General features: G+C 69.9%; 11 protein-coding genes. 10 read left to right on the top strand and 1 reads right to left on the bottom strand.

What is annotated here, in order from left to right; translation table 11 throughout:
- The first annotated feature begins 294 nt into the window (after positions 1-294).
- The 7 genes from FZ103_RS16240 to cimA all read left to right on the top strand — a co-directional run bounded on the left by FZ103_RS16240 (position 295) and on the right by cimA (position 10,946).
- The gene (locus FZ103_RS16240; protein WP_255430072.1) at positions 295-2,151 is read left to right on the top strand and encodes an acetolactate synthase large subunit; all 1,857 of its coding nucleotides are present in this window, start codon (positions 295-297) and stop codon (positions 2,149-2,151) included.
- Positions 2,152-2,190: 39 nt separating this feature from the next.
- A complete protein-coding gene (gene ilvN / locus FZ103_RS16235) occupies positions 2,191-2,715 on the top strand; it encodes an acetolactate synthase small subunit (protein ID WP_156002319.1) in 525 nt (174 codons plus the stop codon).
- Between the two features lie 133 nt (positions 2,716-2,848).
- Positions 2,849-3,844 (top strand): ketol-acid reductoisomerase, encoded by a 996-nt coding sequence (ilvC, locus tag FZ103_RS16230; RefSeq protein WP_186356387.1) that lies wholly within the window; start codon positions 2,849-2,851, stop codon positions 3,842-3,844.
- A 314-nt stretch (positions 3,845-4,158) separates the two neighbouring features.
- Positions 4,159-5,748 carry a phosphoglycerate dehydrogenase gene (gene serA, locus FZ103_RS16225; protein ID WP_186356386.1) on the top strand — a complete coding sequence of 530 codons (1,590 nt, stop codon included), beginning with the start codon at positions 4,159-4,161 and terminating at the stop codon, positions 5,746-5,748.
- Between the two features lie 754 nt (positions 5,749-6,502).
- A complete protein-coding gene (locus FZ103_RS16220; RefSeq protein ID WP_156002318.1) occupies positions 6,503-7,570 on the top strand; it encodes a 3-isopropylmalate dehydrogenase in 1,068 nt (355 codons plus the stop codon).
- 270 nt (positions 7,571-7,840) lie between these two features.
- Positions 7,841-8,959 carry a branched-chain amino acid aminotransferase gene (locus tag FZ103_RS16215; protein ID WP_156002317.1) on the top strand — a complete coding sequence of 373 codons (1,119 nt, stop codon included), beginning with the start codon at positions 7,841-7,843 and terminating at the stop codon, positions 8,957-8,959.
- 388 nt (positions 8,960-9,347) lie between these two features.
- On the top strand, positions 9,348-10,946 hold the full coding sequence (cimA, locus tag FZ103_RS16210; RefSeq protein ID WP_156002316.1) for a citramalate synthase: 1,599 nt from the start codon (positions 9,348-9,350) through the stop codon (positions 10,944-10,946).
- A 39-nt stretch (positions 10,947-10,985) separates the two neighbouring features.
- On the opposite strand, the gene FZ103_RS16205 is transcribed toward cimA, so the two are convergent.
- Positions 10,986-11,918, bottom strand: a complete 933-nt coding sequence (locus tag FZ103_RS16205; RefSeq protein WP_156002315.1) for a DUF3152 domain-containing protein — start codon at positions 11,916-11,918, stop codon at positions 10,986-10,988.
- 275 nt (positions 11,919-12,193) lie between these two features.
- On the opposite strand from FZ103_RS16205, the gene FZ103_RS16200 reads away from it, so the two are divergent.
- From FZ103_RS16200 to FZ103_RS16190, 3 genes are all read left to right on the top strand, one after another.
- The gene (locus tag FZ103_RS16200) at positions 12,194-12,994 is read left to right on the top strand and encodes a fumarylacetoacetate hydrolase family protein (RefSeq protein WP_186356385.1); all 801 of its coding nucleotides are present in this window, start codon (positions 12,194-12,196) and stop codon (positions 12,992-12,994) included.
- A 164-nt stretch (positions 12,995-13,158) separates the two neighbouring features.
- Positions 13,159-13,683: a hypothetical protein gene (locus tag FZ103_RS16195; protein WP_156002314.1), complete on the top strand. Its 525-nt coding sequence runs from the start codon at positions 13,159-13,161 to the stop codon at positions 13,681-13,683.
- A 190-nt stretch (positions 13,684-13,873) separates the two neighbouring features.
- Positions 13,874-14,482, top strand: a complete 609-nt coding sequence (locus tag FZ103_RS16190) for a hypothetical protein (RefSeq protein WP_156002313.1) — start codon at positions 13,874-13,876, stop codon at positions 14,480-14,482.
- Positions 14,483-14,589 lie beyond the last annotated feature (107 nt).

The raw sequence follows: 14,589 nt of genomic DNA, 5'->3' as shown, positions 1-14,589 counted from the left end.
GGGCCGGCCTTTGCGTGTGCACGGATTCGCCGTGCAATGCCGCAGAATGCCGCGGAATGTCCGGCCGGTACCGAATGGTGGAATTCCGCTGTCTCCGGGGGTGGATTTCCCTGGGTACGGACGCTACTGTGACCTGGGTCGCACTCGCATGCTGACCGCTGTGTCTCGAATAGTGAGACAAATTCGCGTTTCAGTTGACGGGCGGACATCCGCTCGGTCATCGTTGTGACCGTGCAGAGCAACTTCCTGATTCTCGTACTTGGTCGGCGCGCAGCCAGCTGACCAAGCCACTCGCTGCGCGCTCCCTCCAACCGCATTCGCGGTGGGGGGTTTTTTGTTGCTCAAGCACCCCCGACGACGAGCCCCTCTGGTGAAGGATCGGAACTTGTGATGACCGAGCAGATGACCGGAGCCCAATCGCTCATCAGGTCACTGGAGCATGCCGGTGTCGACGTTGTGTTCGGGATCCCCGGCGGGGCGATCCTTCCCGCCTACGACCCCCTCTACGACTCCGCCGGCGTGCGCCACATCCTGATGCGCCACGAGCAGGGAGCGGGCCACGCCGCCGAGGGCTACGCCTATGCCACCGGGCGCCCCGGCGTCTGCATGGCCACCAGCGGCCCGGGTGCGACCAACCTCGTCACCCCCCTCACCGACGCCCACATGGACTCGGTGCCGCTGGTCGCCATCACCGGTCAGGTCGCCACCCCCCTGATCGGCACCGACGGCTTCCAGGAAGCCGACATCTGCGGCATCACGATGCCCATCACCAAGCACAACTACCTCGTCAAGAACGCCGAGGACATCCCCCGCACCATCGCCGAGGCGTTCCACGTCGCCTCGTCCGGCCGCCCCGGCCCCGTCCTGGTCGACATCGCCAAGGACGCGCTGCAGGCGGCCACGTCGTTCTCCTGGCCGCAGCGGCTGGACATGCCCGGCTACCGCCCGGTCACCAAGCCCCACGGCAAGCAGGTCCGCGAGGCCGCCCGGATGATCGCCGAGGCGCGCCGGCCCGTCCTCTACGTCGGCGGCGGGGTGCTGCGCTCGGGCGCCGCCCAGGAGCTGCGCGTCCTGGCCGAACTGACCGGCGTGCCCGTGACCACCACGCTCATGGCGCGGGGCGTCTTCCCCGACAGCCACCCGCAGAACCTGGGCATGCCCGGGATGCACGGCACCGTCGCGGCTGTGGGCTCGCTGCAGAAGGCCGACCTGATCGTGGCCCTGGGCGCACGCTTCGACGACCGGGTCACCGGCCGGCTCGACAGCTTCGCCCCCGGCGCCAAGATCGTCCACGCCGACATCGACCCGGCCGAGATCTCCAAGAACCGCCACGCCGACGTCCCCATCGTCGGCGACTGCCGCGAGGTCATCGCCGACCTGGTCGTGGCGGTGCGCAACGACCAGGCGGCCGGCCGCGAGGGCGACTACGCCGCCTGGTGGGCCCAGCTCGACCGGCTGCGCGAGGTCTACCCGCTGGGTTATGAGGACGCCGACGACGGCAGCCTGGCTCCGCAGAAGGTCATCCAGCGCCTGGGCGAGCTTGTCGGCCCCGACGCCACCTATGTCGCCGGGGTCGGCCAGCACCAGATGTGGGCGGCCCAGTTCATCGGCTACGAGAAGCCCGGAACCTTCGTCAACTCCGGCGGCCTGGGCACCATGGGCTTCTCCGTGCCCGCCGCGCTGGGCGCCAAGGTGGGCGACCCCGAGCGCACCGTGTGGGCCGTCGACGGCGACGGCTGCTTCCAGATGACCAACCAGGAGCTGGCCACCGCCGCCATCGAGGGCATCCCCATCAAGGTCGCGGTCGTCAACAACGGCAACCTCGGCATGGTCCGCCAGTGGCAGACCCTCTTCTACGACGGCCGCTACTCCCACACCGACCTGCAGACGGCGCCGCGCGACGCCAAGGTCCGCGTGCCCGACTTCGTGCGCCTGGCGGAGGCGTACGGTTGTGTCGGGCTGCGCTGCGAACGGGCCGAGGACATCGACGCCACCATCGAGAAGGCGATGGCCGTCGACGACGCACCGGTGGTCGTGGACTTCTCCGTCAACCACGACGCGATGGTCTGGCCCATGGTCGGACCCGGCATCAGCAACGACAACATCCAGTACGCGCGCGACATGGCGCCCGACTGGGACGACGAGGACTAACGGACCGGCCCGGTTCACGAGAGAGGCGACGACGTCACAATGAGCCAGCACACCCTTTCCGTCCTCGTGGAAGACACCCCCGGCATCCTCGCCCGGACCTCGGCGCTGTTCTCGCGGCGCGGATTCAACATCCACTCGCTCAGCGTCAGCACCACCGAGTACGAGGGCCTGTCCCGCATGACGATCGTGGTCAACTGCGACCGCCACCCCTTGGAGCAGGTGACCAAGCAGCTCAACAAGCTCGTCAACGTCATCAAGATCGTCGAGATGGACAACGACGCCTCGGTCCGCAGGGAGCTCCTGCTGGCCAAGGTCAAGGCCGACGCCGGCAACCGCGCCGCCGTCATCCAGACGGCCGAGCTGTTCCGCGCCAACATCGTCGACGTCGGACCCGACGTCGTGGTGATCGAGGCGACCGGAAAGCCCGAGAAGCTCGACGCGCTGGTGCGCAACCTCGAACCGTTCGGCATCAAGGAACTGGTGAAGTCGGGCCTGGTCGCGCTGGGCCGCGGCCCCCGGTCCATCACCGACCGCTCACTGCGCGCGGTAGAGCGCAGCGCGTGAGCCCCGGTCCGGCCCGCGCCCAGAAGGCGGGGCCGCCGGGAGGCGTTCCGCATCCGCCGCGCGGCTCTCGGCGCGGCGGGCCCCGCCCAGCAGAACCGACACACTTTCCCACATACGCAAGGAGTAGGCCGAAGTGGCAGCAGAGATGTACTACGACGACGCCGCGGACCTCAGCATCATCCAGGGGCGCACCGTCGCCGTGATCGGTTACGGCAGCCAGGGGCACGCGCACGCGCTGTCGCTGCGGGACTCCGGCGTGGACGTGCGCATCGGCCTCGCCGAGGGCTCCAAGAGCCGCCAGAAGGCCGAGGAGGCCGGGCTGCGGGTGGTCACCCCCGCCGAGGCCGCGCAGGAAGCCGACCTCATCGTGATCCTGGTGCCCGACCACATCCACCGCGACCTCTACGACCGGGAGATCGCCCCCCACCTCAACGACGGCGACGCGCTGTTCTTCGGCCACGGCTTCAGCATCCGCTACGGCCTCGTCCAGCCGCCGGCAGGCGTCGACGTCGCCATGATCGCGCCCAAGGGCCCGGGCCACCTGGTGCGCCGCCAGTTCGAGGAGGGCCGCGGCGTACCGGTCCTGGTCGCCGTGGAGCAGGACGCCTCCGGCTCGGCCTGGGACCTCGCCCTGTCCTACGCCAAGGGCATCGGCGGCACCCGCGCCGGCGCGCTCAAGACCACCTTCACCGAGGAGACCGAGACCGACCTCTTCGGCGAGCAGACCGTGCTCTGCGGCGGCCTCGCCGAGCTGATCAAGGCCGGGTTCTCCACCCTGACCGAGGCCGGCTACCAGCCCGAGGTCGCCTACTTCGAGTGCCTGCACGAGGTCAAGCTCATCGTCGACCTCATGTACGAGGGCGGCATCTCCAAGATGAACTGGTCGGTCTCCGACAACGCCGAGTACGGCGGCTACACCCGCGGTCCGCGCATCATCACCGAGCAGACCCGCGAGGAGATGCGCCGGGTGCTCTCGGAGATCCAGGACGGCAGCTACGCCCGCGAGATGGTGGCCGAGTTCGACGCCGGCCGCCCCAACTTCCTCAAGCGCCGCGAGGCCGAGCAGAGCGAGCCGATCGAGAAGGTGGGCGCCGAGCTGCGCCCGCTGATGAGCTGGCTGCAGGGCTGAGGCCGTCCGGGCGGCTCCAGCGCCGGCCGCTCCCGCACCGCGCCCCCGCCGGGGCGCGCCCGTGCGGGAGCGGCCCGCGGCCGGCCGGGTGGCCCGGTTGCGTGCCGCGGAGCCACCCGCCTCCGCCGCCCTCTCGGCGCGTTCTGCCTGGGCACAGCGCTTGCTTCCGGTGTTCCGGCACCCCTGTCCGAGAGCGAAACCCACCGGCGCACTAGACTTTTCGTGGCCGTCACAACCGAACGAGCCCCACCGATGTGGGAAAGGACCAGCCGCGAAAACGCGGCCACGCCGCAACCCGAATAAGGAAGCAAGCTGTGCCTAAGCCCTCCGTTCTCGTCGCGGAAGAACTCTCCCCCGCCGGTCTCGCGCTGCTGGAAGGCGACTTCGAGGTCCGCCACGCCAACGGCGCCGACCGCTCCGAGCTGCTGCCGGCCCTCGCCGACGTCGACGCCCTGATCGTTCGCAGCGCGACCCAGGTCGATGCCGAGGCGCTGGCCGCCGCCCCGCGGCTCAAGGTCGTGGCGCGCGCCGGGGTGGGGTTGGACAACGTCGACGTCGATGCGGCGACCAAGGCCGGCGTCCTCGTCGTCAACGCCCCCACCTCCAACATCATCAGCGCCGCCGAGCAGGCCATCAACCTGCTGCTGGCCACCTCCCGCAACACTGCGCCGGCCCACAACGCGCTGATCAACGGCGAGTGGAAGCGCTCCAAGTACACCGGCGTCGAGGTCTACGACAAGACGGTCGGCATCGTCGGCCTGGGCCGGATCGGTGCGCTGGTCGCCCAGCGGCTCGCGGCCTTCGGCACGCACATCATCGCCTACGACCCGTTCGTGCAGCCCAGCCGCGCCGCCCAGATCGGCGTCGAGATGGTGTCGCTGGACGAGCTGCTGCGGCGCAGCGACTACATCAGCATCCACCTGCCCAAGAACAAGGACACGGTCGGCCTCATCGGCGACGACGCGCTGTCCAAGGTCAAGCCGAGCGTGCGCGTCATCAACGCCGCGCGCGGCGGCATCCTCGACGAGGACGCCCTCTACCGGGCGCTCAAGGAGGGGCGCGTCGCCGGCGCGGGCATCGACGTGTGGGCCTCGGAGCCGTGCACCGACAGCCCGCTGTTCGAGTTCGAGAGCGTCGTCGTGGCCCCCCATCTGGGCGCCAGCACCGCCGAGGCCCAGGAGAAGGCCGGCACCCAGGTCGCGCGGTCGGTGAAGCTGGCGCTGTCGGGCGAGTTCGTCCCCGACGCGGTCAACGTGCAGGGCGGCGCGGTGGCCGAGGACGTCAAGCCGGGCCTGCCGCTGACCGAGAAGCTCGGCCGCATCTTCACCTCGCTCGCGCGGGGCGTGGCCGACCGCATCGACATCGAGGTCCGCGGCGAGATCGCCGCCTACGACGTCAAGGTGCTGGAGCTGGCGGCCCTCAAGGGGGTCTTCGGCGACGTGGTCGAGGAGGCGGTGACCTTCGTCAACGCACCGCTGCTGGCCAAGGAGCGCGGTGTCGAGGTCAACCTCGTCACCAGCGACGACCACTCCGACTGGCGCAACCTGATCACGGTGCGCGGGCTGATGCCCGACGGCCAGCGGGTGTCGGTCTCGGGCACGCTGTCCGGGCCGCGCCACCACGAGAAGCTGGTCGAGATCAACGGCTACAGCATGGAGATCCCGGTCAACGCGCACATGGCGTTCCTCTCCTACCACGACCGCCCCGGCATCGTCGGCAAGGTCGGCGCGCTGCTGGGCGAGGCGCAGATCAACATCGCGGGCATGCAGGTCAGCCGCGACACCGAGGGCGGAACGGCGCTGATCACGCTCACCGTCGACTCGGCGATCCCCGACGCCACCCTGGAGGCCATCTCCACCGAGATCGAGGCCTCCCAGACCCGCCAGGTCGACCTCGACGACTGATCGAGCCTGAGCGGGTGTGCGGCGCGTTGAAGCGCCCCGCCCACCCGCGGGAAACACGCGCGGGGCCGTCCGCATCGGTGCGGGCGGCCCCGCGCGCTTTCCGGCGGGCGTTTCGGGAACGCGGGCGACGCCGGGGCGGCTGGCGGGTTAGTCGGACGTCCGATAGTCTGTCGTCCTAAGAGATAGGGCGCCCGGTGGCTCACGCCGCCCGCATCCGGCGGACACCGCCGGCGCCCCGCGCACGGCCCGCCCGGCACACCGGGGACCGCGGCCGCCCGGCACCACCTTCGCCCGGGAGCATGTGCGCCTTTGCGCCGCGCCCGCCCGACACCGGACGCGGCCGGCAGGTCCGGTACACCGTCGCGCCACCGATCCGCGGCCCCGCTTTTCGCGCGCCCCCGTCCGCTCCCGCCGCCGGCCCCGGCGGCTCTCGCGGGGTCGGGGAGCCGCCCGGACCTGGTGCAGCACATCCGACCGACCGCCGCGCGGCAGCCGTGCCGCGCTCGGATCCGCAAGGGGACCGCCGTGTACGACACCACTCCCGCACCCGCCGACACCGACACCGCCGAGGCCACCGAAGCCGTGCAGGTCGCGCTGGACCGCCGCGACAACGGAGGCTCCGCGGGGCGCTAGGCTTGTCTCACTGACCGTTCCGTTGGTCTCAGCATGTGAGAACGCCCGGTTCGCGCGGACCGGGGCGCCACGCGCCGAGACCGGTCGCAAGACCACGAGCTGAGTAGAGGCTGGGCTGCCCATGGCTGCGCGCACCGTGAAGTTGGCCGTGATCCCCGGCGACGGGATCGGCCCCGAGGTGGTCGCCGAAGGACTCAAGGTCCTCACCGCCGCCGCGTCGGAGCACGACATCGCCTTCGAGACCGCCGAGTACGAGCTCGGCGCCCGCCGGTGGCACGCCACCGGCGAGACGCTGCCCGACTCGGTCGAGGAGGAGCTGCGCGGCCACGACGCGATCCTGCTGGGCGCGGTGGGCGACCCCAGCGTGCCCAGCGGCGTCCTGGAGCGCGGCCTGCTGCTGCGGCTGCGCTTCGCCTTCTCCCACTACGTCAACCTGCGCCCGGTGCGCCTGTACCCCGGAGTGGGCACGCCCCTGGCCGGAGTGCGCCCCGAGGACATGGACATCCTCGTCGTGCGCGAGGGCACCGAGGGGCCCTACGCCGGCATGGGCGGCGTGCTGCGCAAGGGCACGCCCGACGAGATCGCCACGCAGGACAGCGTCAACACCCGCCTGGGCGTGGAGCGCGTGGTGCGCTACGCCTTCGCCAAGGCCGCCCAGCGCCCGCGCAAGAAGCTCACTCTGGTGCACAAGGACAACGTGCTGACCTTCGCCGGCGAGCTGTGGCAGCGCGTGGTGCGCGAGGTCGGCGCGGAGTTCCCGGACGTCGCGGTCGACTACTCCCACGTCGACGCCGCCGCGATGTTCTTCGTGTCCCAGCCGCAGCGCTTCGACGTCGTGGTAACCGACAACCTCTTCGGCGACATCATCACCGACCTCGGCGCCGCGGTCGCCGGCGGCATCGGGCTGGCCGCCAGCGGCAACATCAACCCCGAGAACGCCTTCCCGAGCATGTTCGAGCCCGTCCACGGTTCGGCGCCCGACATCGCCGGCCAGGGCAAGGCCGACCCCACCGCCACCGTGCTCTCGACGGTGATCATGCTCGACCACCTCGGCCTGGACGCCGCCGCGCGCAAGGTCGAGCACGCCGTCGCCGAGGACCTGCGGGTCCGCGCCGAACTGGGCGGCGACGAGCGCTCCACCGCCGCCATCGGCGACGACATCGCCAAGCGAGTAGCCGGGCAGGGCTGAGCGCCGCCGCCTCGGCCCTGCTGACTTGGGATCGGCGCGGCCGGGGCGAAGGAACGCTTCCACGCTGCAGCGGGCGTGCCGGTTCACCGGCGCGCCCGTTTTGCGCTGTTCCGCCGCGCAGCCGCCCCGCCTTCCGTCCGCCCCAGGGCGCCGGAACCGGCCGGGCGGGGCCTGTGGAGTGCTATGGCCGCGGGTGCGTCGTTTCCGTCACACTGGAATCCGGGGCCGGCAGCGCTGCCGCCCCGCTGTACGGAGAGGACCTTGAAACCCATGAACAGCAGCACCACCACAAGCGGGTTGACGTTCGACGTCCAGCTGTCGGCTCAGCGGAAGACCCCGCAGGAGCGCGCGCAACTGCTGGACAATCCGGGGTTCGGGACCGTGTTCACCGATCACATGGTCACCATCGACTACGTCGAGGGCAAAGGCTGGTACGACGCCCGGCTGGAGCCCTACGGACCGCTCACGCTGGATCCGGCCACGGCGGCCCTGCACTACGCCCAGGAGATCTTCGAGGGGCTGAAGGCCTACCGCCACCCCGGCGGCGAGGTCGCCTGCTTCCGGCCCGAGGCCAACGCCGCGCGGCTCAACCGCAGCGCGCGCCGCATGGCGATGCCCGAACTGCCCGAGGAGCTGTTCCTCGGCGCCATCGAGACCCTGCTGCGCCACGACTCCGAGTGGATCCCCACGCAGCCCAACAGCAGCCTGTACCTGCGGCCGTTCATGTTCGCCACCGACGTCGGCCTGGGGGTCAACCACCCCTCGCGCAGCTACCGGTTCGTGCTCATCGCCTCGCCCTCGGGCCCCTACTTCTCCGGCGGGATCAAGCCGGTCACCGTGTGGCTGAGCGACGACTACACCCGCGCGGCGCCCGGCGGCACCGGCGAGGCCAAGTTCGCCGGCAATTACGCCTCCAGTTTCGTCGCCCAGTCCCAAGCCGTGCAGCAGGGCTGCGACCAGGTCGTCTGGCTGGACGCCAAGGAGCACCGCTGGGTCGAGGAGATGGGCGGGATGAACCTGTTCTTCGTCTTCGGCTCGGGCGATGAGGCCAGGCTGCTCACGCCCGCGCTCACGGGCACGCTGCTGCCCGGAATCACCCGCGACTCGCTGCTGACGCTCGGGCCCGAACTGGGCTTCCCCACCGAGGAGGGCGCCATCTCCACCGACGAATGGCGCCGCGCCGCCCTCAGCGGCGAGCTCACCGAGGTCTTCGCCTGCGGCACGGCGGCGGTGATCACCCCGGTCGGCCACGTCAAGGGCAGGGACGGGGAGTTCACCATCGGCGACGGCGACGCCGGCCCGGTCACCATGGGGCTGCGCGAGGAGCTCGTCGCGCTCCAGTACGGCACCCGGCCCGACACCCACGGGTGGGTGCGCACCTTCGCATAGGCGCCGTGTCCGGTGCACGGCCCGCGGCCCTGCGCGTCTCCGGCGCGCAGGGCCGCAGCCGGGGGCCGCCGGGCACCGCGTCGGGTCGGCCGCCGCAGACCGAGGCGATGCGCCCCGAGCGTGGCGCGCGGCGCCCCACGCAATCCCCGCATACCAGGCGAAACCCCGGCTTCGTCTCGCCATCCGAGATGAAGGTGTCGATTATTCGGACTGAAGCGCGATCCTGTGGCACACTGATGAACGTGCCGTCTCAGGTGATCATTATCGTGAGGCGCGCTGGCTGAAAACGGACCTCGCCAGCGCGCAGACCTCTCGTGTCCACGAGGGGTCTTTTTTGTTGGCGGCGGGGCCCGCGACATCGACAGCTCACACTCGGGAGTTCGCACCCATGCCTGACGACAGTTTCCACGTCTTCGACACGACGCTGCGCGACGGTGCCCAGCGCGAAGGCATCAACCTGACCGTCGCGGACAAGCTCGCCATCGCCAAGCTCCTCGACGAGTTCGGCGTGCGCTTCATCGAGGGCGGCTGGCCCGGCGCGAACCCCAAGGACACCGAGTTCTTCCAGCGGGCTTCACAAGAGCTCCGGCTGGAGCACGCGCAGCTCTCCGCGTTCGGCGCGACCCGCCGGGCGGGGGTGCGGGCGGCCGACGACCCGCAGGTCGCCGCACTGCGCGAGTCGGGTGCGCCGGTCGTCACTCTCGTCGCAAAGAGTGACGGCCGGCACGTCGAGCGCGCCCTGCGCACGACCGGCGAGGAGAACCTGGCGATGATCGCCGACACCGTCGCCCACCTGCGCGAGCACGGGCAGCGCGTCTTCCTCGACTGCGAGCACTTCTTCGACGGCTACCGCTACGACCCCGACTACGCCGTGCGCGTGGTGGGCACCGCCGCCGAGGCCGGCGCCGACGTCGTCGTCCTCTGCGACACCAACGGCGGGATGCTGCCGGCCGACATCTCCCGCATCGTCGCCGAGGTCGCCGAGGCCACCGGTGCGCGGCTGGGGATCCACGCCCAGGACGACACCGGATGCGCCGTCGCCAACACCCTCGCCGCCGTCGACGCCGGCGCCACCCACGTGCAGTGCACCGCCAACGGCTACGGCGAGCGGGTGGGCAACGCCAACCTGTTCTCGGTGGTGGGCGCCCTCGCGCTGAAGCAGGGCCGCGACGTGCTGCCTGAGGGCTGCCTGACGCAGATGACCCGCGTCTCCCAGGCCATCGCCGAGATCGTGAACATCGCCCCCTCCACCCACCAGCCCTACGTCGGGGTCTCGGCCTTCGCGCACAAGGCCGGGCTGCACGCCTCGGCGATCAAGGTCGACCCCGACCTCTACCAGCACATCGACCCGGTGCTGGTCGGCAACGACATGCGGATGCTGGTCTCGGACATGGCCGGGCGGGCCTCCATCGAGCTGAAGGCCAAGGAGCTGGGCTTCGACCTCTCCGGAGACCGCGACCTGCTGGGCCGCGTCGTCGAGCGGGTCAAGGACCTGGAGCTGAGCGGCTACAGCTTCGAGGCGGCCGACGCGTCACTGGAGCTGCTGCTGCGCGAGGAGCTGGGCCGTCCCGCGCGCTACTTCGACGCGGAATCCTGGCGGGTGATCGCCGAGCGGCGCGCCCCCGCCGAGGGGGCCGCCGGCGCCGCGGTCAGCGAGGCCACCGTCAAGCTCCAGGTCAAGGGCGAGCGGGTGATCGCCACCGCCGAGGGCAACGGCCCGGTCAACGCCCTCGACCGGGCGCTGCGCAGCGCCATGGAAGGCGTCTACACCGCCCTGGCCGGGCTGGAGCTGACCGACTACAAGGTCCGCATCCTGGAGGGCAACTCCGGCACAGGAGCCGTCACCCGCATCCTGGTGACCTTCGGCGACGGCCGCGGCGAGTGGACGACGGTGGGGGTCGGCGAGAACGTCATCGACGCCTCCTGGATCGCCCTGAAGGACGCGATGACCTACGGCCTACTGCGGCAGGGCTATCCGCAGGAGTGAGGCGGGGCGGCGGCCGGCACCGGCTGCCCCCGGGCGGCGTCAGTCCCGCACCCACCCGTTGGGCTCGCACCCCTGCAGCCCGAACGTCTGCTGCTGCATGACCGGCGCGGGCTCGCCCTCGGCCGGGCAGGAGACGTGGCCGCGGCCCAGCGCGTGGCCGACCTCGTGGTTGATGACGTAGATGCGGTAGGTGCGCAGGTCGCCGTCGAAGTGCGGCACACCCGAGACCCACCGGTTCTGGTTGATGATCGCCCGGCCGCCGTTGGTGCAGGAGACGCGGCCCATCGTCTGCAGCGGCGCGCACATCCGGTCGACGGTCTCGGGCGCCGCCAGGGCGACCCGGAAGTCCACGGGGCCCTCGTCCACGCGCTGCACGGACAGGCCCTCCTCGCCGCGCCAGCTGCGCTTGTCGGCGAGGATCTGCTCGACGGCGGCGGCGAAGTCGGCGGCCTCGCCCGGCAGGCCCTTCTCGACCTCGACCAGGTAGCGCCGCAGCGGCCCCTCGCCGGCGGCGTCGCTCTCGCCGGGGACGACCTTCAGGTCGCCGCTGGCCCGCTTGACCTCCTCCTCGACCGAGCGCATCACCGCGGGCAGGTCCGGGGATGCGCCGTCACCGCCCTGGGGGCGGGGCGAGGGCGAGTCGGCGGACGGGCGGTCGGCTTTCGGGCTCTCCTGGGCATCGGCTGAGGCGTCGCCGCCTCCGGGGCGCTTGCCGCCGTCCCCGTCCTCGGCGGCCTGCGGGACCGTGGCCGGCGCCGATGCGGAGGCCGTGCCGCCGTCGCCGCCCTCGGAGGCGGGGCCGGAGGTGGAGCTGCCCGCCTCCCCGGTCAGCTCGGGAGCCTGCCGGTCGAGGACCAGCAGGCCGGTGCCGGCGGCGAGCACGGCGAGTCCCAGCAGCAGTTCGAGGCCGTAGCGCCGCCGGCGGCGGGTGCCGCGGCGCCTGCGGAGCGGGTTCGGCGAGGGATGGGACAAGCGCTGGCCTTCCTGCGATCCGGGAGCGTCGTGGCCGTGCCGATCCCGGCGGCCGACCGCGCGGGGCGCCGCTGCGGGAGGGCGTCCGGGTTCCGTCCCAGCATCGCAGAAACGGCGAGCAAGTCGCGCGTCGTCCGTAGTGTCCGAAACGCGCGTGCCGTCCCTAATTCGGCACCGGCGTGCCACAGGGCGGCGCGCCCGCGCCGCGGCCGGGCTGGGTACGCTGGTCGGCGGACGAGCAGGGAAGAACGCGCTAGAACAGGCAGGCAGCAGACGTGCGCATCGCAAGATTCTCCGTGGGCGACGATGTCGGATACGGCTTAATCGACACCGACGAGGACGGCGGCCAGCAGTACGTGTCGCGGATCAGCGGGCACCCGCTGATGGGCCAGATCCAGCTCACCGGCGAGCGTGCGAAGGTCGAGGACGTCCGCCTGCTGTCGCCGGTGCTGCCGAGCAAGGTGGTGTGCATCGGCAAGAACTACGCCGACCACGTCGCCGAGATGCGCGACATCACCGGCGAGTCCACCGAGGAGCCGGTGGTCTTCCTCAAGCCCTCCACCGCCGTCACCGGCCCCGGCGACCCGGTCTTCTACCCGCCGATCTCCCAGCGCGTGGACTTCGAGGGCGAACTGGCCGTGGTGATCTCCCGCCCCTGCCGCGAGGTCCCCCGCGAGCGCGCCAAGGACGTCATTTTCGGCTACACCGTCGCCAACGACGTCACAGCGCGCGACCTGCAGAAGTCCGACAAGCAGTGGACACGGGGCAAGGGCTTCGACTCCTTCTGCCCCATCGGCCCCTGGATCGAGACCGGCCTCACCCTGGAGGAGGCCGGCGACCTGCGCGTGACCACCACCGTCGACGGCGAGATCCGCCAGGACGGCCGCACCTCGCAGTTCATCCACGACATCCCCGCGGTCATCGCCTACGCCAGCTCCTTCATGACCCTGCTGCCCGGCGACGTCCTCCTCACCGGCACCCCGGCGGGCGTCGGCCCCGTAGAGGTCGGCTCCGAAATGACGGTCACCGTCGAACGCGTCGGAGAACTCACCAACCGCGTCATCACCCGCGACTAGGCTGACCCGCGAACTCCGGCCGCCGCCTCCTTCTCCCACAACGTCGGACCATGCGATTGGCGCGGGGTGCTCGGGCGGTACGAAATTGACGTCAGCATCACCAATCAACGGTTTCCTGAAGTGTTTCCGGGGAAGTCGTGCGAGCAATAGCGGGTGATTGTTCAATGGGGTATATCGAGAAGTTGTCCCACTTGTTGGGGGTTAACCCTGCTTCCTGGTCCTATGCCTGGGGAGCGATTGAGGAGGCCGTAGGCGCGGTTCCGTCCGGGTACAAAACGATTGTAGAAAACTTTGGGGGTCTGGACCTCGACGGCGGATTTTTCAGAGTAGGTACCCCGGAATTCCTTAATGCGATCGGCAGATCCGGAAGTCCGGAGATCATTGACTCCATGCGTATGGTGGAAGTTTGCGATGGCTACGGGGTTGCACTTGAAGAGTGTGGCAGCGGTGAATATATAGATCATTTCCGGCTGGTTGATTGGGCGGGTTCCGAAGCCGGGAATTTCGCTTTTCATTGGGAGTGTTTGAAGAGTGAGTATCGTGTCGTGGCTACTGATTACCATGAGTATTACGTATATTCGATGGAGCCCGATGAGTTTCTGTTCAAACTGCTGAACCGGGAGATCGAGTGCCCTCCGCTCAACGATGAGGGGTGGCCCGGGGAGACCTTCGACGTGGAGTTCTTCTGACAGGCCAGGCTCGTCGCTCCTTCTGGCGGCGCAGGGGCCCCGCTTTTCGGCCACCCCTACCTGCGGCGCTAATAGGTTTGGAGGTGTGACTGAGAATCCGATTCGCGTGCGCTTCGCGTCCTACGAGCGATCCCGCCTTGGGGAGGACGGAGGGCTCGATTCGGTTGGGGCTCATTGAGGAGAGTTGTCTGTGAGGGTGCCGTGGCGGAGTGCGGTCCTGGAGTTGAAGGCGGTCATCGGTGAGTCGCGTATGGTCGACCGCGGGGCCGTCTCCTGGGATGCGATGGAGCGGCATTACGGGTTTTCCTTCCCTCCGGACTACAGGGACATCGTCGATTCCTATGGTGGGTTGGCTCTCAATAGCTTGAATGTCATTTCTCCCAAGTGGCCGGGCGGTCGAGTGGAAGAGCTCGCATCGCAGACCGCGGAGATCGAGTTCATCTACAGCGATCTTCGGTCTGAATTTCCTGAGCAGTACCGAGAGATGGTGGAAAAGTTTCCATTCTTTGCTGAGCGGGGAAGTGCATATCCGTTCCATCCCGAGCGTCCGGGGTTGCTCTGTTGGGGAGAAGACGGCGGCGCGTCGATGTACTGGCTGACGGATGGCGATCCGGAAGAGTGGCCAGTAGTCGTCGACTATCGGGACGAAATCTGGGAAGTGCACGACATGTGTGCCGCTCAATTCCTCCTCGAAGCCCTGACCGGGGAACTGGACTCGGGAATCATCCATGGAGAGCTCGTCACGCAGACCCCCATCGTCGTGCACGAATTCGAAGACCGCCAGAAGGGGAACGCCTGAGCGCTTCGCCGAGCACAATGGGATGAAAGGGTGGGGGCCTCACGCGCGGCGGCTCCCGCCCGGGTCTGAGTGGCCCACCCCGTCCCACCTGCGGCGCCGATAGGGTT

The organism is Streptomonospora sp. PA3 (assembly GCF_009728995.1).
Lineage (GTDB): Bacteria > Actinomycetota > Actinomycetes > Streptosporangiales > Streptosporangiaceae > Streptomonospora.
This window is presented reverse-complemented; position numbering and strand designations above follow the sequence as displayed.

Bases quoted from the DNA above. Each gene is read 5' to 3' on its own strand.
- FZ103_RS16220 (WP_156002318.1), top strand. From the start codon at position 6,503: ATGGCTGCGCGCACCGTGAAGTTGGCCGTGATCCCCGGCGACGGGATC.
- FZ103_RS16215 (WP_156002317.1), top strand. From the start codon at position 7,841: ATGAACAGCAGCACCACCACAAGCGGGTTGACGTTCGACGTCCAGCTG.
- FZ103_RS16195 (WP_156002314.1), top strand. From the start codon at position 13,159: ATGGGGTATATCGAGAAGTTGTCCCACTTGTTGGGGGTTAACCCTGCT.
- ilvN (WP_156002319.1), top strand. From the start codon at position 2,191: ATGAGCCAGCACACCCTTTCCGTCCTCGTGGAAGACACCCCCGGCATC.
- cimA (WP_156002316.1), top strand. From the start codon at position 9,348: ATGCCTGACGACAGTTTCCACGTCTTCGACACGACGCTGCGCGACGGT.